This window comes from Thiobacillus sp. (genome assembly GCF_018780105.1).
Taxonomy (GTDB): domain Bacteria; phylum Pseudomonadota; class Gammaproteobacteria; order Burkholderiales; family Thiobacillaceae; genus Thiobacillus.
Map to the genome: position 1 here is coordinate 22,725 of NZ_JADMKC010000006.1, position 18,142 is coordinate 40,866.

The window sequence follows — 18,142 nt, forward strand, 5'->3', positions numbered from 1 at the left end:
CTTGACACAAGGTTTTGCCGGTTGCTATAAAAGCGCTCGCAGGGTTTTCCTGTACCACTTGAGTGAAGGGGACAACACGTGAATAAATCCGAACTGATTGACGCCATTGCCGACTCGGCTGATATTTCCAAAGCAGCTGCGGGCCGCGCTCTGGATGGCGCAGTCGAAGCCATCAAAGTCGCACTGAAAAAGGGTGACATGGTCACGCTGGTGGGATTCGGCTCATTCTATGTGGGTGAGCGCGCTGCACGTACCGGCCGCAATCCGCGTACTGGCGACACGATCAAGATCAAGGCGGCCAAGGTACCGAAGTTCCGTGCAGGCAAAGGTCTGAAAGACGCCATCAACAAGAAATAAAATCGCGTTTGTAATTGGCAAGATCAAAAAAATCATTGTATAATTTTGGTCTTCGTAGGGTGCTTAGCTCAGTTGGTAGAGCGTCTCCCTTACACGGAGGATGTCGGGGGTTCGAGCCCCTCAGCACCCACCAGCAGTGGAATGGAATAAAAACAAGCAAGCGGTCAGTTTCGCAGTGTGTTGATTATTTCAGCGCCAATCAAGCAAGTTAATTTGTGCTGATGCATTCAGCGCAATGGAGTGGTAGTTCAGTTGGTTAGAATACCGGCCTGTCACGCCGGGGGTCGCGGGTTCGAGTCCCGTCCGCTCCGCCAACATCAAAAAGGCGAACGAAAGTTCGCCTTTTTTCATTTCCGTCTACGCTGCATCAATTTAAAGAAATCGACTCGATTTAATCGACGTAGGTGAAGACGCGCGAGGCAAAGTGCGCGAGAATCCGCGTTGATGTTTTTTCTGGAGTAGTTACCGTGCTCGAAGCAATCCGCAACCACGCACAAGGCTGGTTGGCCAAAGTCTTGCTGGGTTTGATCGCACTTTCCTTCGCGTTGTTTGGCGTCGATTCCTACATGTCGAGCGGCAACAATGGCGGCATGATCGCGGAGGTCGGGGATGTAGGGATATCGCGGGAGGAACTGGCGAAAGAAATTCAGGGTCAGACTGATCGCATGCGCGAATCACTGGGCGCCTCTTTTGATTCGTCGGTTACTGAAACAACTGAGTTTCGCAAGCAGGTTCTGGATAGCCTGATTGATCGAAAGGCCTTGTTCCAGGAAGCGCAGAAACTCAAAATCGTCGCGCCGGATGCGTACGTCGCATCTGTATTGATGCAAATCCCCGCATTCCAGCAGGACGGCAAATTTTCTCCACAACGCTATGAAGCGGTACTGCGTCAGAACAATCGCACGCCTGCCCAGTTCGAGAGCGAGTTAAGGCAGTCGTTCATGCTGGAAACCGTCACCAGTCCTGCTTCGCTCGCGGCGTTTCCTGCAACAGCGTCGCTGACGCAGATTGCGCGTCTGGTTGCGCAGCAGCGAGAAATTTCCTGGGTCGATATACCCGCGTCAACCGTAGCAGCCCTGGTCAAGCCGACATCAGCCGAGATTGAAAAATACTATGCAGCCAATACGACGGCATTCACTGAGCCGGAACAGGTGCGTGCCGAATATCTGATGCTCGACATGGCTTCTGTGGCCGCGGGCATGACGGTTAGTGATCAGGCCGTGGCGGATTACTATGCCTCCCATGCCGCCGAATTCGGTATGCCTGAGCAACGTAGTGCAAGCCATATTCTGATCGCTGTCGATAAGAGTGCAGATGCTGCGACGCGTGCCCAGGCCAAGGCAAAAGCTACTGCGTTGTATCAGACTTTGCAAAAGTCTCCGGATCAATTTGCCGGGCTGGCACGTACCCAGTCGCAGGATCCGGGCTCTGCCGCTCAGGATGGTCATCTGGGCAGCTTTGGCCGCGGCATGATGGTGAAGCCTTTCGAGGACGCCGTGTTCAGCATGAGGCCCAATGAAATTCGTGGCCCGGTGGAAAGCGACTTCGGCTATCACATCATTCGTCTGGATGCTATTCAGGCTGCCCAGACCGCCCCCTTGGATAATGTGCGTACAACGGTGGCAGAAGCAGTGCGAAAACAGCAGGCGCAAAAGACCTTTGCAGAATTGGCGGACAATTTTGGCAACCTCGTTTACGAGAATGCCAGTTCATTGCAACCCGCGGCAGCTGCTGCCAAGCTGACCGTGCAGCAAACGCCCTGGATGACGGCCAAGAATGCCCCGCCACCCTTCAATCATGCTGAATTACAGGCTGCGTTGTTCAGTGCGGAATCGGTCAAGTCAAAGCAAAACACCGAAGCAATCGAAATTCAGCCGAGTGTGTTGGTCGCTGCCCGGGTACTTGATCATCGCCCCGCACGCGTGCGTCCGCTGGTCGAGGTGCAGCCGGAAATTGAAGCCAGACTGCGTGCCGAGCAGAGTGCACGATTGCTGACCGCACAAGGCGAGAAGACGCTTCAGTCTCTGTCTCAAGGTAAGGAAACCGGGATGGGCTGGTCGGCTTTTCAGGTGGTTGGGCGTCAAGCTTCGGCCGCGCTCGATGCAGCAGCGGCAAAGGCGGTATTCAGAGTGGGGACGGACAAGCTTCCAGCCTATACCGGGTTTATCCGCCCGGATGGCGCATATCGAATTGTCCGGATAAGCAGGGTACTTGATGCGCCCGGCCTTGATTCCCGCTTGGTGGCTTCGATTGAAGCAGGCGTAATCCAGGCCCAGCAGCAAGCGGACATGCAGGCGATGCTGGCGCTGGTGAAAGCTGGGCAAAAAGTGAAAATCCAGCCGAACGCAATCGAAGGTAGATAATTCCACGAGGCTATTCATCGGGTGAGACTAAAGCCCGAGATGGCATCACCGCAGATTGCTGCTTCCGGTTGCGATCGCAGGCGGGGGCAGCTAGTGCTGCTCAAACTTGTGCGCTTTCAGATTGCCAACCAGAAGTTGAGTCGTGCTTCGCATATGGAACGATGCTGCGTTTCTAGTGTGGGCGCACATCGCTTGACCCTGGCAGGGGAATATTGAGCACCTGAAAAATGAACGAACCTGTCCGCCCTCGCTGTTTCGATGCGACTGACCTGGAATCGTCCCGGCAGGCACTCGCTCGCGTACTGCCGGTGGCGGAGAACGATACACCCTGGCGTGCGCTGGATTACGCGTACGCTCAACTGGACAGCAAGCTTTTCTCCCACAGCGTAGGGACTGCACTGATCGTTGCAGAATTAAGGGTAGGGGCCGATGCCGTTGCGGCTGCTTTGCTGCATGCCTGTTCGGACTCTGCGCCAGAATTCGATTCGACTTTTGGTACCGCAGCGCGGCTGGCACGGGGTGTGGCTGCGATGGCCCGTATCGAGGCGCTGGCGACAAGCGCGACCGACAAGCGCATTGACCCCCATGCCCAGCTTGAGGCGTTGCGTCAGATGGTGCTGGCGATGGTGGAGGACATTCGCGTCGTGCTGGTGAAACTTGCAGAGCGGACGCACGCGCTGCGTTGTGCCGCGAGCCAGGACGCCGCGACGCGTGAGGCGCTGGGCCAGCAGGCGCGCGAACTGTTTTCGCCACTGGCCAACCGGCTGGGTGTGTGGCAGATCAAGTGGGAAATGGAAGACTGGGCGTTTCGCTATCTCGAGCCCGACACCTACAAGACCATTGCAGCCCAGCTCGACGAGAAACGCATCGACCGGGAAGCCTACATCAAGGGCATTATCGAGCGGCTACAGGGTGAATTGGCATTGCATGGGATCGAGGCCGAGGTCACCGGGCGTCCCAAGCACATTGCCAGCATCGTCAACAAAATGCGGCGCAAGCGCATGAGCTTCGAGCAGCTGTACGACATTCGCGCAGTGCGCGTGCTGGTCCGCCATGAGATCGATTGCTACACGGTGCTGGGGCTGGTGCATAACCTGTGGCAGCCGATACCAGGCGAATTTGACGATTACATCGCGCAACCCAAAGGAAACGACTATCGGTCCCTGCATACGGCCGTGATCGGGCCGGAGGCGCGTGCGCTTGAGGTGCAGATCCGGACCTTCGACATGCACCAGCATGCCGAATTGGGCGTGGCCGCACATTGGCGCTACAAGGAAGGCGGCAAGCAGGACCCGCAGTATGAAGAAAAAATCGCCTGGCTGCGGCGCATTCTCGAATGGAAGGACGACGTAGCCGATAGCAGCGAATTTACCGAACAGTTCAAGACCGAGTTGTTCCAGGATCAGGTTTATGTGCTGACCCCGCAGGGGCGGGTGGTTGCGCTCGATCGCGGCGCAACCCCGGTGGACTTCGCTTATGCATTGCACACCGATCTGGGTCACCGCTGTCGCGGTGCCAAGCTCAATGGCAGCATGGTCCCGCTCAACACGGCACTCGAGAATGGTCAGCGTGTAGAGATCATCACCGTGAAGGAAGGTGAGCCGAGCCGTGACTGGCTGAATCCGGCGTTGGGATATCTGGTCACACATCGCGCGCGTTCGAAAGTACGGACCTGGTTTCGCCAGCGCGATGTGGGTGAACAGGTCAGCCTTGGTCGCTCGCTGCTGGACAAGGAACTGAAACGATTGGGTGTGGTTGACGCGAACCAGGAAAAGCTTGCGCAGCGACTGAAGTTCGGCAAGCTGGATGAGTTTTTTGCCGCACTGGGACGCGGCGATGTGGGCCAGCGCGATTTGATCAACGCCTTGCAGGATCCGGCAAAAGCTGCGCCGGCGTTGATGCCCACAGCCAAACCGCGTGCACGCGCCAAGTCGGGAAATCCGGTCATTATTCCGGGACTGGGAGATGTGCCGATGTCGCTGGCGCGCTGCTGCAAGCCTCAGCCGCCGGATGCCATCGTCGCTTACACCACGGTTGGTCGCGGCCTCACCGTGCATCGGGCGGACTGTGCCGCGCTACGGCGCGCCAACCCGGCGCGAATGATGGCGGCCGAATGGGTGCTCGATGCGGGTGCGGCCTTTGAAGTCGACATCCAGCTGAAGGCATTTGACCGTCAGGGTTTGCTGCGCGATATCTCCGATGTCATTGCCAAAGATCGGCTCGACGTACTGCGCGTGAACACCGAGAGTCGCGGCGAATATGCCACCATGCGAATTACGGTGCGTATCAAGGAGTTGCAGCAATTGTCCCGCTTGCTGGCGCGTTTGCAGCATGTACAGAATGTGATTGAAGTCAGGCGCAGCTAGGCCAGGTACGCTGGCATTTTCTCCCAATTTTTTGAATGAATCCTCTCGAATCATGACAGCCCAAGCCGCAATTTTTGACCTGATTCCTGACCATGCGCGCCACCTTTTTTTCGAGTTGAATTCCGCTGTCGATCCGCGCGATGCCTTGCAGGCGCTGGCTATAGCGTGTGACGGCCGGTCGGCTGTGCTGGGAATCGGGCAAAGCGTCATCCAGGCACTGGGAGGCGAAATTGCCGGATTGCGCGCATTTCCGCTGTTGCCGGATGCGCAGCCCGCGATCCCGGTAACCCAGCAGGCGTTATGGTTGTGGCTGCGTGGCGACGAACCCGGAGATCTGCTGCTGCACGGTCACGCCCTGCAGGCGCTGATCGCACCGGCTTTCAAACTGACACAGGCGGTCGTCAGCTTCCGCCATCAGGATTGCCGCGATCTGACTGGTTACGAAGACGGTACTGAAAACCCCAAGGATGAAGCCGCCATCGAGGCAGCCCTAGCGCAGGGGCTGGGCGCGGGTATCGACGGCTCCAGCTTTGCTGCTGTGCAGCAATGGCTGCATGACTTTCCGGTATTCGACGCCATGTCGCGCAGGGAACAGAACAACTGTTTCGGTCGCGATCAGGAGAGCAACGAAGAACTCGACGATGCGCCGAAATCGGCCCATGTCAAACGCACTGCGCAGGAGGACTTCGAACCTGAGGCTTTCGTCGTGCGCCGTTCAATGCCCTGGGTGGAAGGGGCGGATGCCGGCCTGGTCTTCCTCGCCTTCGGCAAGTCGTTCGATGCCTTCGAGGCCCAGTTGCGCCGCATGACGGGGCATGATGATGGCATCACGGACGCGTTATTCCGCTTCACCCGGCCGCTTACCGGCGGATACTACTGGTGTCCGCCGGTGGTGGATGGCGTGATTGATCTTACTGCTCTGGGCTAGGGCGCGTTCGGCCGCTTACTGAGCGTGTGCCGGGCAGGCCGCCTTGATTTTTTGCGCCAGCAGTTGCATCCCCGCACTGGACAAGTCAGCACTGTTAAAGCTTAAATCGCTTGCCTCTGAAGGATAGTTGTTCGACAAGGAGCGGAGATAAGCCGGGTCGTAATGCTGCTCGAGCAAGGACGCAACCAGCTCATCCCAGGCTTGCCGGTTGGCCAGTTCATGCCAGGCCTGCACGGTATCGTTGCCGCGCAATGCAACCAGACGGGATAGCTGGCTGTTGATTGCACTGGCGTTGGTCAGATAGTGCGCGTAGTCCTCAATCAGCAATTGGACGCGCGCAGCCAGCGGTACCTCCAGTCTTACGCAGGGACTTGCGCGCATGGAAGTGATCAACGCTTCAGGTACGCGCAATGCCCCGATTTTTTTGCTTTCCGATTCCACAAACACCGGGCGTGCAGGGTCGAACTGGGTGAGGGCGAACCAGATGGCGCTTTCAAAACTTTTCTGTGTGGGCTGCGCCTGGTCCGGCAGAGCGCCCAGAAGGGATCCGCGATGGGCAGCCAGTACCTCAAGATCCAGAACTTGCAGGCCTTCCTCGGCAAGCGCCTGCAACAATCGGCTTTTACCGCTTCCGGTCGGGCCGCAGACGACCCGGTAAGTCAGTTGTGCCGGGAGCTTGGCGAGTTCGGCTATGACATGCCGCCGGTAGGCTTTGTAGCCACCATCGAGTTGTGTCGCACCGAAGCCGATTTTTTGCAGGATGTGCGTCAGCGATCCGCTGCGGCTGCCACCGCGCCAGCAATACACCAATGGGCGATACGACTTGGGCTTGTCGGCCAGGTAGCTTTCCAGATAGTGTGCGATATTGCGCGATACCAGCGCTGCCCCGACTTTCTTGGCCTCGAATGACGATACCTGTTTGTAGAGTGTGCCGACGCGTTCTCGCTCGGCATCATTCAACACGGGCAGATTGATTGCACCAGGGATGTGGTCTTCCGCATACTCGCCGGGCGAGCGCACATCGATGACTTCTTCAAACGTGAGGAGATCTGAAACGGTGGCGATGCTCAAGCGGATTCTGCTTTCTGAAAATGGGTGCGATCAAACGGGGCAATTCTGACACGACTGCAGATGGGGGCGGGAAGTTATCCGGAGACGCACGTCATGCGGTTTGTTGAAACAGACCTGGGTACTTGCAGGCGGCGCCTGGCGGACGCACATTTATAATGTGAAGATAAAATGAAAAAAGGGCCAAGCTGGCCCGTTTGGTTGGTTACGCAATTGAAACAGACAGTCAATGCCCGACGCTTAACGTCAGGCTTGAGTGACAGAGTGCTTAAACGAGTTTAAGCGGCATGGACTGCCGGTCTTCTGTACGCCGACCCACTACGACTGACTTGCGCCGGTCAGTTGTGACGTTGGGCGGCAACGCGGCATGGCTGGAGGCGATACGGCGATCACCCAAGCGGCGTTCCAGAGGGATAAATTCAACTTGATAAACGGGCAGGGCTGACATGATTCATGTCCCAGCTTGTCGAGATGTTGTCAGCATATGCCGAAATCTCAGCATATGCAATGGTTCTAATAGACCGACTGGCGACTCATTTCGCCCGTTTGTCGGTGGCGAGACCGCACGCTGACCTTTGTGCGGTTGATTGGACGTTTCAATTCTGCGCCGAACGAACCAGGCGCTGTTTTTCTCGTTCCCATTCGCGGTCTTTCTCGCTCGCACGCTTGTCGTGCTGCTTCTTGCCTTTTGCCAAACCGATGTCCAGTTTGATCCGCCCTTTGGAAAAGTGCATGTTGAGCGGCACCAGGGTAAAGCCGGCCCGCTCGGTTTTGCCGATCAATTTGTTGATTTCTGACGCATTGAGCAGCAATTTTCGCGACCGTGTAGGGTCGGGGAGGATGTGGGTCGAGGCAGACAAAAGCGGGCTGATGTGACAGCCGATCAGATAGACCGCGCCATTTTTGATGACGACATAGGCCTCCTTCAGTTGAATCCGGCCTGCGCGGATGGCTTTGACCTCCCAGCCTTCGAGCACGAGGCCTGCCTCGAATTTTTCTTCGATGAAATAATCGTGGAAGGCTTTTTTGTTATCGGCAATGCTCATGGCGTAGGGCTTCAGTACAATCCTTAATTTTACAAGGCTTCAGGTACACATGGCGCGGGTAGAAAAAAGTGTGCTGGTGGCGCATACCCCTGAACTCATGTTCGAGTTGGTTGATCGGGTTGAGGATTACCCGATTTTTTTGCCCTGGTGCGGGGGCACCGAGTTGAAGCTGCGTGATGCAAACCATACAGTGGCGACGATACATATCGCCTATATGGGGATACGTCAGAGCTTTACCACTGAGAACACCAAGCGCCACCCGCATGAAATGCGGATCAAGCTGCAGGATGGTCCTTTCTCGGAATTGTCGGGCGACTGGTTGTTTGCCCCGTTGGGTGACGATGCCTGCAAGATCGAATTCAGGCTTCAGTATGCGTTCTCCAACCGGATGCTGGAAACGATACTGGCGCCCGTTTTCAGTCACATCACCAATACTTTTGTCGATGCCTTTGTGCGTCGTGCTGACGAGGTGTATCCCGTATGAATCCACCAACTATCCAGGTTGAGGTCGTGTACGCACTGCCTGATGCGCAACCCTTGCTGCACGTCCAGCTTGCCGCAGGTGCGACTGTTTCTGACGCGATTCACGCATCTGGCGTGCTGGAAAATTTTCCAGACATCGATCTGGCCAAAAACAAGGTGGGTATTTTCAGCAAGCTGGTCAAACTGGATGAAGTCGTGCGCGACAAGGACAGGGTGGAAATATACCGAGCGCTCATTGCGGATCCGAAGGAAGTGCGGCGCAAGCGCGCGGAGGAAGGCAAAGTCACCAAGAAAGGCGGCGGCGATGCGGTAGGGAAAACGGCGGAGGCAGACACTGCGGAAGCTGGCTAAATCGGGCGCCGACGCGATAAGCGAGCTTATTTACAGTATTCAGCGATGCTTTTTTGACTGTTGGCCAGTGCGCTGGCGCGTGCAGAATCATCCATGTAGACGCGTTGTCCAGCAGCATTTTTGCTGTAAATATTGGGTGTGTTGGCGTTTTGCAGCGTACTGAGGTTTTTGCGTGCCTTGTCGCAGTTTTCGCGTGCGATACGTGCCTTTTCCGCTTCTTTTTCCGCTTTGGCGCGAGCTTCTTCAGCCTCCTTGCGGCGCTTCTGGTAATCCTGCTCCTTGGCGTCGAGCGACTGGGTCGCCTGGGTCGTGGTTTCGGCCTGGCCTGCAGTACTGCGCTTGATCGTCTGGCTGTTCAGTGTCGGCGGCTGATCGGTGTAATGCACTTTGCCTTGCGCATCGGTCCATTTGTAGAGATCGGCTTGGGCGTGAGCGGAGCATGCCAGCACCCCCAAAAACAAAAGCCTTCCGGCATAAATCCGGAAGGCTTGCAGGTCTAGGCCGGCCAGTTTCAACTTATTGGCCAACTTTGAGCTCGGGGTAGCTGAGTTGAGCGTTGCTCAGCTTGGCTTGATCGCTTGCCAGTTTGGCTTGCTTGATCACGGTGGCGCTATCGGCCTTCTTGGCGGCCTCTTCGGCGGACTTCAGTGCACTCTCGGAGGTCGTCCACAAAGCATTTTTGGCCTTGGCGGCTTTGACGTCGGCCTGCGCGGCGCTGAGTGCGGCTTGTGCTTCGGCGCTGATTGTCGCGGGTTCCGCTTTGGCCGTGGGCTCTGGGGTGCTGGCGCAACCCGCCAGGATCAGCAGGGCGGCGGAGGTCAGGGTAAGCAGTACTTTGGACATTGGTTTTGTCTCCTTGAGTTGTATGGTGTTCAGGGTCGAGCAATTTCTACCCACCCTGCCTGTCATGCTGCCGCAAAGTTAGTCGCATCATCGGCGTGAGTCAACCATTTGACGCCTGTTTGGCCTTGGTAAATTACGACCAAGTTTCAGGCAGGGCAAGCGGGTGGTTTGTGCGGGCGGTGCCGGGTACGTATAATTCCGCTTTGCGTTCAAGGATAGACCATGCGTGTTTTGCAAAAAGCGCTGACGTTTGATGACGTTCTGCTCGTTCCCGCCCATTCCGCCATTCTCCCGCGCGAAGTCACGCTTTCGACCCAGCTGACACGCACCATCACCCTGAATTTGCCCCTATTGTCCGCCGCGATGGATACAGTGACAGAGGCCCGTCTGGCCATTGCGCTGGCGCAGGAAGGTGGCCTCGGCATCATCCACAAGAACATGAGCGCCGAGTTGCAGGCCGCGCAAGTGGCGGCGGTCAAGCGTTTCGAGTCCGGCGTGGTCAAGGATCCCATTACGGTAGCGCCGCAGATGACGGTGCGTCAGGTGTTGGAGATCACCCGCGCCAAGCATATTTCCGGCCTGCCGGTGATCGATGGCGGCAAGGTCGTCGGCATCGTCACCAACCGCGACCTGCGGTTTGAAACCCAGCTCGATCAGTTGATCGCCAACATCATGACGCCTAAAGAGCGGCTGGTGACGGTGAAGGAAGGCGCGAGCCGCGACGAGGCCATGGCGCTGTTGCACAAGCACCGCCTGGAGCGCGTGCTGGTGGTGAACGATGCATTCGAGTTACGCGGTCTGGTGACGGTCAAGGACATCCAGAAATCCAGCGAACACCCTTACGCATGCAAGGACGCGATGGGCCACCTGCGCGTCGGCGCGGCGGTCGGCACCGGCGAAGGCACCGAAGAACGCGTGGCCGCATTGGCTGCTGCAGGGGTCGATGTGATCGTGGTCGATACCGCCCACGGTCACTCCAAGGGCGTGCTGGACCGCGTCAAATGGGTGAAACAGCATTTCCCCGAAGTGCAGGTCATTGGCGGCAACATCGCCACCGCTTCAGCTGCGAAGGCGCTGGTTGATCATGGCGCCGATGCGGTCAAGGTCGGCATCGGTCCGGGCTCGATCTGCACCACCCGCATGGTTGCGGGAGTCGGCGTGCCGCAGATTACGGCCGTTACCAATGTGGCCGATGCGCTGGCGGGCAGCGGCGTAGGCGTGATCGCCGACGGCGGCATTCGTTACTCGGGCGATATCGCCAAGGCCATTGCTGCGGGCGCGAGCTGCGTCATGCTGGGCGGCCTGCTGGCGGGCACCGAAGAAGCGCCGGGCGAAGTCGAACTGTTCCAGGGACGCTCCTACAAGTCGTATCGCGGCATGGGTTCGCTCGGCGCGATGCAGCAGGGCTCCAGCGACCGTTATTTTCAGGACAATGAAAAGAGCGCCGAAAAGCTGGTGCCCGAAGGCATCGAAGGCCGCGTGCCCTACAAGGGCAGCGTGCTCAGCGTGATTCACCAGTTGATGGGCGGCTTGCGCTCGTCAATGGGCTACCTTGGTGTTGCCAGCATTCCCGATATGCATGCGAAGGCTGAATTCGTCGAAATCACTTCGGCCGGCGTGCGCGAGTCGCACGTGCATGACGTGCAGATCACCAAGGAAGCGCCGAACTACCGCGTGGAGTGAGTCAGGCGCGGGGGTACGGCGTGCTTTGCCACCGACTGCCCCACGCGCGCTGAACCCCGAACGCCTCACCCCTAACGCCTTACCGGTTTCCCCGCCATGCACCAGAAAATTCTCATTCTCGACTTCGGTTCCCAGTACACCCAGCTCATCGCGCGGCGTGTGCGCGAGGCCGGGGTTTACTGCGAACTGCATTCCAATGACGTGAGCGATGCATTTGTGCGCGATTTTGCCCCGTCGGGGATCATTCTGTCGGGTGGGCCGAATTCGGTTTACGAGGACGAAACGCCGCGCGCACCCGAAGTCGTGTTCACGCTCGGCGTGCCGGTACTGGGGATTTGTTATGGCATGCAGACCATGGCGGCGCAGCTGGGCGGCCAGGTCGAGTCGGCTGCCAAGCGTGAGTTCGGCTATGCCGAAATCCGCGCGCGCGGCCACACGGCGTTGCTGCGCGACATTCAGGATCGGGCAAACGACGAAGGCCACGGCCTGCTCGACGTGTGGATGAGCCACGGCGACAAGGTCACCGCGCTGCCGCCCGGCTTCAAGCTGATGGCGAGCAACGCGGCGACACCGATCGCTGCGATGGCCGACGAAGACCGCAAGTTTTACGGCGTGCAGTTCCACCCCGAAGTCACCCACACCTTGCAGGGCAAAGCCATCCTCGACCGTTTCGTGCGCGATCTGTGCGGCTGCGCAGGCGACTGGAACATGCCGGATTACGTCGACGAGGCGATTGGCCGGGTGCGCAGCGAAGTCGGCAGCGACGAAGTGATCCTGGGCCTGTCGGGCGGCGTCGATTCCTCGGTGGTGGCCGCACTGTTGCACCGGGCCATCGGCCCGCAGCTCACCTGCGTGTTCGTCGACAACGGCTTGTTGCGCCTGAACGAGGCCGAGCAGGTGATGGCGACCTTCGCCGAGAACCTCGGCGTCAAGGTCATCCACGTCGATGCGCGCGAACGTTTCATGAAGGAGCTCGCCGGCGTCTCCGATCCGGAGCAGAAACGCAAAATCATCGGCCGCGAATTCGTCCACGTATTCCAGGAAGAAGCCGAAAAACTGCCCAAAGCCAAATGGCTGGCGCAGGGCACCATCTACCCCGACGTGATCGAATCGGCCAGCGCCAAAACCAAAAAAGCGCACACCATCAAGAGTCACCACAACGTCGGCGGACTGCCTGACACGTTGCATCTGAAGCTGCTCGAACCGCTGCGCGAGCTGTTCAAGGACGAAGTGCGCGAACTCGGCGTCGCGCTCGGTTTGCCGCACGACATGGTGTATCGCCATCCTTTCCCCGGGCCTGGACTGGGTGTGCGCATCCTCGGCGAAGTCAAGGCCGAATATGCTGAACTGCTGCGGCGTGCCGATGCCATTTTCATCGAAGAGCTGCGCGCGGCCGGCTGGTACGAAAAAACCTCGCAAGCGTTTGCCGTTTTCCTGCCGGTCAAGTCCGTCGGCGTCATGGGTGACGGCCGGACCTACGATTACGTCGTCGCGCTGCGCGCCGTCGTCACCAGCGATTTCATGACGGCCCACTGGGCTGAGCTGCCGTATACCCTGCTCGGCAAAGTGTCCAATCGTGTCATCAACGAAGTACGCGGCATCAACCGGGTGGTCTACGACATCTCGGGCAAGCCGCCGGCAACGATCGAGTGGGAGTAAGACTTTGAGGGGATGGGCGAGGGGCCCCGCAGAGCGGGGATCGACCCGCCGAAAAGGCCTGTCCGCGACGCGCAGGCCGTGATTTTTCGATGCTCTATCGGAGCGGATCGGTAATGACGACTGTCGCCGTCATTGGCGGCGGTCCCGCTGGCCTGATGACGGCCGAAGTGCTGTCGCAGGGCGGCGCTCAGGTTGGCGTGTTCGATGCGATGCCCTCGGTTGGCCGCAAGTTTTTGCTGGCGGGCGTGGGTGGAATGAACATCACCCATGTCGAACCCTACGCGTCTTTCCTGACGCGTTACGGCACACGCGTCGCCGAGCTTCAGCCCCTGCTCGATGCATTTCCCCCCGCCCATCTGCGTGCCTGGTGCCACGCGCTGGGCATCGAGACCTTTGTCGGTTCGTCGAACCGTGTTTTCCCCCAGGACATGAAAGCCGCGCCGCTGTTGCGCGCCTGGCTGCACCGGCTGCGTCAGTCCGGGGTGCGGTTTCATGTGCGGCATCGCTGGCAGGGCTGGACGGATGTGGGCGAACTGCTTTTCCTGACCCCGGACGGAGAACAACGGATTCGGGCCGATGCGGTGGTGCTGGCACTGGGCGGCGGCAGCTGGGCGCGCCTGGGATCGGATGGCGCATGGTTGCCTGTGCTGGCTGGGCGCGGGGTGGCGGTGTCGCCTTTGCGGCCGTCGAATTGCGGATTCGACGTGGCGGGCGGCTGGAGCGAGCATCTGCTCAGCCGGTTTGCCGGGCAACCGGTAAAGACGCTGGGCGTTCGCTTCGCGGATCAAACCGGGGCAATGCACGCGCGCAAGGGTGAGCTGCTGCTGTCGCGCACAGGCGTGGAAGGCAGCCTGATCTACGGCTTGTCCGCCGCGTTGCGCGACACCCTTGCGGCGCAGGGCGCGGTCACGCTCGAACTGGATTTGCTGCCGGACAAACCGCTGGCAAGGGTGATTGCCGAAGTGGCGCATCCGCGCGGCGCGCGTTCGTTGTCCAGCCACCTGCAAAGCCGCGCCGGAATCAAGGACGTGAAAATGGCGCTGCTGCGCGAAATCCTGACGCCCGCGCAATTGAACGACCCGCTGCAGCTCGCCCACGCGATAAAATCGCTGCCGCTCACGCTTGACGCAACCCGCCCCCTCGACGAAGCGATCAGCAGCGCGGGCGGCGTGCGTTTCGATGCGCTGGACGCAAACCTGATGTTGCGCACGCTACCCGGCGTGTTTTGCGCCGGTGAAATGCTCGACTGGGAGGCGCCCACCGGCGGCTATCTGCTGACAGCCTGCTTTGCCAGCGGGCGCGCGGCAGGGCAGGGTGCCCTGAACTATTTGAAGGCCCTCCATGCTGCGACTGACTGAACTCAAACTGCCGCTTGACCATCCTGCAGACGCCTTGCGCGCAGCGATCCTGCAACGCCTGGCGCTGAAGGATGACGAACTGTTGAGCGTCAACATTTTCAAGCGCAGCCATGACGCGCGCAAAAAGCATGCGCTGCTGCTGGTATACGCGGTCGACATCGAAGTCGGCAACGAGGCTGCGTTGCTGAAGAAATTCCGCAACGATCGCAATCTGGCACCCACGCCGGACATGGCGTATCACTTCGTCGGCCATGCGCCCGCCAACTTATCGCATCGCCCCATCGTCGTCGGCTTCGGTCCCAGCGGTATTTTTTCCGCGCTGGTGCTGGCGCAAATGGGCTTCAGGCCGATCGTGCTGGAGCGCGGCAAGGCGGTGCGCGAGCGCACCCAGGACACCTGGGGGCTGTGGCGCAAACACACGCTCAATCCCGAATCCAACGTGCAATTCGGCGAGGGTGGGGCGGGGACGTTTTCCGACGGCAAGCTCTACAGCCAGATCAAGGATCCCAAGCATTACGGGCGCAAGGTCATCGCCGAATTCGTGAAGGCCGGCGCACCCGAAGAAATCCGCTACGTGGCCAAGCCGCACATCGGCACGTTTCGTTTGGTCGGCGTGGTCGAGACCATGCGTCATGAAATCGAATCGCTCGGAGGTGAAATCCGCTTCCAGCAGCGTGTCACCGATCTGCTGATCGAGGCAGGACACATTCGCGGCGTGACGCTCGCCAGCGGCGAAACCTTGCGCAGCGATCACGTCATCCTCGCGCTCGGCCACAGCGCACGCGACACCTTCGAGGTGCTGCACGCGCGCGGCGTGTTCATGGAAGCCAAGCCATTTTCCATCGGCTTTCGCATCGAGCATCCGCAGTCGCTGATCGACCAGGCCCGGCTGGGGCCGAACGCGGGCAATGCCCTGCTCGGCGCAGCGGATTACAAGCTGGTGCACCACGCCAAGAACGGTCGCGCGGTATACAGCTTCTGCATGTGTCCCGGCGGCACCGTGGTCGCCGCCACCTCGGAAGAAGGCCGTGTCGTCACCAACGGCATGAGCCAGTATTCGCGCAACGAGCGCAACGCCAATGCGGGCATCGTGGTGGGCATTACGCCGGCGGACTTTCCAGGCGGAGTGCTGGCGGGGGTCGAACTGCAGCGCCAGCTGGAATCGCGCGCATTCGAGCTGGGCGGCGGCAATTACGACGCGCCGGCGCAACTGGTCGGCGACTTCCTGCAAGGCAAGGCATCCACCCAGCTCGGCAGTGTCGAGCCGTCGTACAAACCGGGCGTGCACCTGACCGATCTCGCACCCAGCCTGCCGGATTACGCCATCGCCGCGATCCGTGAAGCGATCCCCGCGTTCGACCAGCAGATCAAGGGATTTGCGATGAAAGATGCGGTGTTGACCGGCGTCGAAACCCGCACCTCGTCGCCGCTGCGCATCACGCGCGGCGACGATTTCCAGAGTCTCAACGTCAAAGGCCTGTATCCGGCGGGCGAGGGGGCGGGCTACGCCGGCGGCATCCTGTCGGCCGGGGTCGACGGCATCAAGGTCGCGGAGGCGGTGGCGCGGGCTATGCTTGGGCTGCCAGCGGCAGACTCAGGCGCGCGGCCAAACCCGGATTGCGGTTACTGAGCACGAGACTGCCGCCGGACAGCTGCGCGTAGCGTTCGACGATGGCGAGACCCAGGCCCGTACCCTGCGCACCGGTGCGTGCGGCGTTGCCTCGCCAGAACGGCCGTTTGGCGGCTTCGAGTTCCGCATCCGGCAAGCCCGGACCCCGGTCGCTGACGGTGATGCAGACCGCATCCGCGCTTCGAGCAAGTTCGAGTTCCACTGGTGGTGCGCCGTAGCGGTGAGCGTTTTCCAGCAGATTGCCGATAGCACGGCGCAGGCCTTCGGCGGGTAGTCGGGCAAGGCCAGCTGCGCCTCGAACCGTCACGACCAAACCGCGCTGGCAGAAACTGTCAGCCAGTTCGTGGCACAGCGCATCGATATCCAGTGTCGTCCTGGCCGCTTCCTGCTGCGGCCGTGCGAACTCCATGAACTGCCGGGTCAGCGTATCCATGTCGTCCATGTCCTGCACCATCGCCGTGCGTTCGTTCGGATCGTCCACCTGCATTTCGACCGCGAGGCGCAGGCGGGTGAGCGGGGTGCGCAGGTCGTGCGACAGGCCGGCGAGCATCAGCGCGCGTTGACTTTCCTGCTCGGCGAGGTCGGCGCTCATGCGGTTGAAAGCCTGCGCCAGCGCGGCAATCTCATCCGGTCCCTGTTCGTTCAGGCGCGCGTCGAATTCGCCGCGCCCGACGCGCGCGGCCACAGTCGCGGCGTCGCGCAAAGGGCGGTTGATACGCGCCACCAACACCCAACCGCCGGCAAACGCCAGTAGCAGCGTCAGCGCACCCCAGCCCATCCATTGCCAGGTCAGGCTGGGCCGCAGGGCGACGCGCGGCAACACCAGCCAGTAATCGTCGGGGCCGAGCTGAAAGCTGATCCACAGCGCCTCGTTGTCTTCGACATCGCCGATCAGCAGGGTGTCTTCGCCGAGCCGGGTTTGCAGCTCGCGCCAGATCAGCCGCTGCATCGATTGCTCGGGCGGCGGCAGGAAGGCTTCTTCCGGCTCCATCGGCACGATGCGGATGCCTTCCTGCTGCGACAGTTCCTGCAGCAATGCCTGCCGCCGGTCGGGCTGGGCAGCAAGCAGGGCGGCGCGGCTGAGTTTGACCACGGCCGCTGCACGGGTGGCGATCTGGTGCGCGCGCGGTTCGCGCTCGGCCAGATTGAACAGGGTGAGCCAGGCGGCGAGACTGATCAGCAGCAAAGCGCCGATCAGCAGCACGGTGCGCGCCAGCAGGGTGTTTGGCAGCATGTTCAGTCCGGCACGAATACGTAGCCGAAGCCGCGCACAGTCTGAATGTGATGCGGCGCGGCGGGATCGCTTTCAATCAGTTTGCGCAGTCGTGAGATTTGCACGTCGATGCTGCGGTCGTAGGCTTCGTGGTCGCGTCCGCGTGCCAGCACCATCAGCCGCTCGCGTGACAACGGCTGACGCGGGTGCTCGACCAGCGCTTTCAGCACGGCGAATTCGCCGCTGGTGAGAGGCAGTTTGCTGGCGTCACGAAACAGTTCGCGGGTGCCGAGATTGAGTCGGCAGGCGCCGAAGTTCAGTTCGGTGTTGTCGGGCGCGGGCGCCCCCGGCGGTGCAGCCACCCGGCGGCGCATCACCGCCTTGATGCGCGCCACCAGTTCGCGCGGATTGAAGGGCTTGGGCAGATAGTCGTCGGCGCCCATTTCGAGGCCGACGATGCGGTCGATTTCGTCGGCCTTGGCCGTCAGCATCACGATCGGCAGCTCGGCATGGCTGACCTGCAGGCGGCGGCAGATCGACAAGCCGTCCTCGCCCGGCAGCATCCAGTCGAGCACCAGCACGTCGAAGCGTTCGCGTTCGAGTGCGTTATCCATCGCACGGCCATCGGCCACCGTGCGCACGCTCATGCCCTGTTCGGCCAGATAGCGCTCGAGCAGATCGCGCAAACGCAGGTCGTCGTCCACCAGCAGGATTTTGGTTTGATCGCTTGTCATGGGTACAGAGTATGGCTGCGGTCGCCTGGCGATTGTTTCCGAATGTTTCCGCAGGCTCGC

Annotated in this window: 16 protein-coding genes and 2 tRNA genes; 12 read left to right on the plus strand and 6 right to left on the minus strand. The window is 60.1% G+C overall.

What is annotated here, in order from left to right; translation table 11 throughout:
• The first annotated feature begins 78 nt into the window (after positions 1 to 78).
• From IV098_RS06275 to IV098_RS06300, 6 genes are all read left to right on the plus strand, one after another.
• A complete protein-coding gene (locus tag IV098_RS06275; protein WP_296887148.1) occupies positions 79 to 357 on the plus strand; it encodes an HU family DNA-binding protein in 279 nt (92 codons plus the stop codon).
• A gap of 57 nt (positions 358 to 414) precedes the next feature.
• Positions 415 to 490 (plus strand) — tRNA-Val (locus tag IV098_RS06280).
• A gap of 104 nt (positions 491 to 594) precedes the next feature.
• Positions 595 to 671 (plus strand) — tRNA-Asp (locus IV098_RS06285).
• Between the two features lie 153 nt (positions 672 to 824).
• Entirely contained in the window at positions 825 to 2,720 is a 1,896-nt protein-coding gene (locus tag IV098_RS06290) for a SurA N-terminal domain-containing protein (RefSeq protein WP_296887150.1), read from the plus strand.
• 227 nt (positions 2,721 to 2,947) lie between these two features.
• Entirely contained in the window at positions 2,948 to 5,086 is a 2,139-nt protein-coding gene (locus tag IV098_RS06295; RefSeq protein ID WP_296887152.1) for a bifunctional (p)ppGpp synthetase/guanosine-3',5'-bis(diphosphate) 3'-pyrophosphohydrolase, read from the plus strand.
• Positions 5,067 to 6,014 (plus strand): Dyp-type peroxidase, encoded by a 948-nt coding sequence (locus IV098_RS06300; protein ID WP_296887154.1) that lies wholly within the window; start codon positions 5,067 to 5,069, stop codon positions 6,012 to 6,014. Before IV098_RS06295 ends, IV098_RS06300 begins: the two co-directional genes overlap by 20 nt.
• Before the next feature lie 15 nt (positions 6,015 to 6,029).
• On the opposite strand, the gene mnmH is transcribed toward IV098_RS06300, so the two are convergent.
• A complete protein-coding gene (mnmH, locus tag IV098_RS06305) occupies positions 6,030 to 7,085 on the minus strand; it encodes a tRNA 2-selenouridine(34) synthase MnmH (RefSeq protein WP_296887156.1) in 1,056 nt (351 codons plus the stop codon).
• A gap of 593 nt (positions 7,086 to 7,678) precedes the next feature.
• Positions 7,679 to 8,128, minus strand: a complete 450-nt coding sequence (gene smpB / locus IV098_RS06310; RefSeq protein ID WP_296887158.1) for an SsrA-binding protein SmpB — start codon at positions 8,126 to 8,128, stop codon at positions 7,679 to 7,681.
• Positions 8,129 to 8,177: 49 nt separating this feature from the next.
• Between smpB and IV098_RS06315 the strand changes: the two genes are divergently transcribed.
• Together IV098_RS06315 and IV098_RS06320 are read left to right on the plus strand one after the other, a co-directional pair.
• On the plus strand, positions 8,178 to 8,612 hold the full coding sequence (locus IV098_RS06315; RefSeq protein WP_296887160.1) for a type II toxin-antitoxin system RatA family toxin: 435 nt from the start codon (positions 8,178 to 8,180) through the stop codon (positions 8,610 to 8,612).
• Positions 8,609 to 8,962, plus strand: coding sequence for an RnfH family protein (locus IV098_RS06320; RefSeq protein WP_296887163.1), 354 nt, complete (start codon positions 8,609 to 8,611; stop codon positions 8,960 to 8,962). Before IV098_RS06315 ends, IV098_RS06320 begins: the two co-directional genes overlap by 4 nt.
• Before the next feature lie 26 nt (positions 8,963 to 8,988).
• Here IV098_RS06320 and IV098_RS06325 read toward each other — a convergent pair whose 3' ends face one another.
• Together IV098_RS06325 and IV098_RS06330 are read right to left on the minus strand one after the other, a co-directional pair.
• A complete protein-coding gene (locus IV098_RS06325) occupies positions 8,989 to 9,477 on the minus strand; it encodes a DUF4124 domain-containing protein (protein WP_296887165.1) in 489 nt (162 codons plus the stop codon).
• 1 nt (position 9,478) lies between these two features.
• Positions 9,479 to 9,805: a hypothetical protein gene (locus tag IV098_RS06330; RefSeq protein ID WP_296887167.1), complete on the minus strand. Its 327-nt coding sequence runs from the start codon at positions 9,803 to 9,805 to the stop codon at positions 9,479 to 9,481.
• Between the two features lie 222 nt (positions 9,806 to 10,027).
• Between IV098_RS06330 and guaB the strand changes: the two genes are divergently transcribed.
• The 4 genes from guaB (at position 10,028) to IV098_RS06350 (ending at position 16,135) form a co-directional block, all read left to right on the plus strand.
• The gene (guaB, locus tag IV098_RS06335) at positions 10,028 to 11,488 is read left to right on the plus strand and encodes an IMP dehydrogenase (protein ID WP_296887169.1); all 1,461 of its coding nucleotides are present in this window, start codon (positions 10,028 to 10,030) and stop codon (positions 11,486 to 11,488) included.
• 96 nt (positions 11,489 to 11,584) lie between these two features.
• Entirely contained in the window at positions 11,585 to 13,147 is a 1,563-nt protein-coding gene (guaA, locus tag IV098_RS06340; RefSeq protein ID WP_296887171.1) for a glutamine-hydrolyzing GMP synthase, read from the plus strand.
• A 113-nt stretch (positions 13,148 to 13,260) separates the two neighbouring features.
• Positions 13,261 to 14,505 (plus strand): TIGR03862 family flavoprotein, encoded by a 1,245-nt coding sequence (locus IV098_RS06345; RefSeq protein ID WP_296887173.1) that lies wholly within the window; start codon positions 13,261 to 13,263, stop codon positions 14,503 to 14,505.
• Complete coding sequence (locus IV098_RS06350) at positions 14,489 to 16,135, plus strand: NAD(P)/FAD-dependent oxidoreductase (RefSeq protein ID WP_296887175.1); 1,647 nt, start codon at positions 14,489 to 14,491, stop codon at positions 16,133 to 16,135. Before IV098_RS06345 ends, IV098_RS06350 begins: the two co-directional genes overlap by 17 nt.
• Here IV098_RS06350 and IV098_RS06355 read toward each other — a convergent pair.
• A complete protein-coding gene (locus tag IV098_RS06355) occupies positions 16,074 to 17,369 on the minus strand; it encodes an ATP-binding protein (RefSeq protein ID WP_296887177.1) in 1,296 nt (431 codons plus the stop codon). The two genes, IV098_RS06350 and IV098_RS06355, sit on opposite strands and share 62 nt — an antisense overlap.
• A gap of 2 nt (positions 17,370 to 17,371) precedes the next feature.
• Entirely contained in the window at positions 17,372 to 18,082 is a 711-nt protein-coding gene (gene ompR / locus IV098_RS06360; protein ID WP_296887179.1) for a two-component system response regulator OmpR, read from the minus strand.
• Positions 18,083 to 18,142: the final 60 nt, after the last annotated feature.

Bases quoted from the DNA above. Each gene is read 5' to 3' on its own strand.
- IV098_RS06295 (WP_296887152.1), top strand. From the start codon at position 2,948: ATGAACGAACCTGTCCGCCCTCGCTGTTTCGATGCGACTGACCTGGAA.
- smpB (WP_296887158.1), bottom strand. From the start codon at position 8,128: ATGAGCATTGCCGATAACAAAAAAGCCTTCCACGATTATTTCATCGAA.
- IV098_RS06315 (WP_296887160.1), top strand. From the start codon at position 8,178: ATGGCGCGGGTAGAAAAAAGTGTGCTGGTGGCGCATACCCCTGAACTC.
- IV098_RS06320 (WP_296887163.1), top strand. From the start codon at position 8,609: ATGAATCCACCAACTATCCAGGTTGAGGTCGTGTACGCACTGCCTGAT.
- IV098_RS06330 (WP_296887167.1), bottom strand. From the start codon at position 9,805: ATGTCCAAAGTACTGCTTACCCTGACCTCCGCCGCCCTGCTGATCCTG.
- guaB (WP_296887169.1), top strand. From the start codon at position 10,028: ATGCGTGTTTTGCAAAAAGCGCTGACGTTTGATGACGTTCTGCTCGTT.
- guaA (WP_296887171.1), top strand. From the start codon at position 11,585: ATGCACCAGAAAATTCTCATTCTCGACTTCGGTTCCCAGTACACCCAG.
- IV098_RS06345 (WP_296887173.1), top strand. From the start codon at position 13,261: ATGACGACTGTCGCCGTCATTGGCGGCGGTCCCGCTGGCCTGATGACG.
- IV098_RS06350 (WP_296887175.1), top strand. From the start codon at position 14,489: ATGCTGCGACTGACTGAACTCAAACTGCCGCTTGACCATCCTGCAGAC.
- IV098_RS06355 (WP_296887177.1), bottom strand. From the start codon at position 17,369: ATGCTGCCAAACACCCTGCTGGCGCGCACCGTGCTGCTGATCGGCGCT.
- ompR (WP_296887179.1), bottom strand. From the start codon at position 18,082: ATGACAAGCGATCAAACCAAAATCCTGCTGGTGGACGACGACCTGCGT.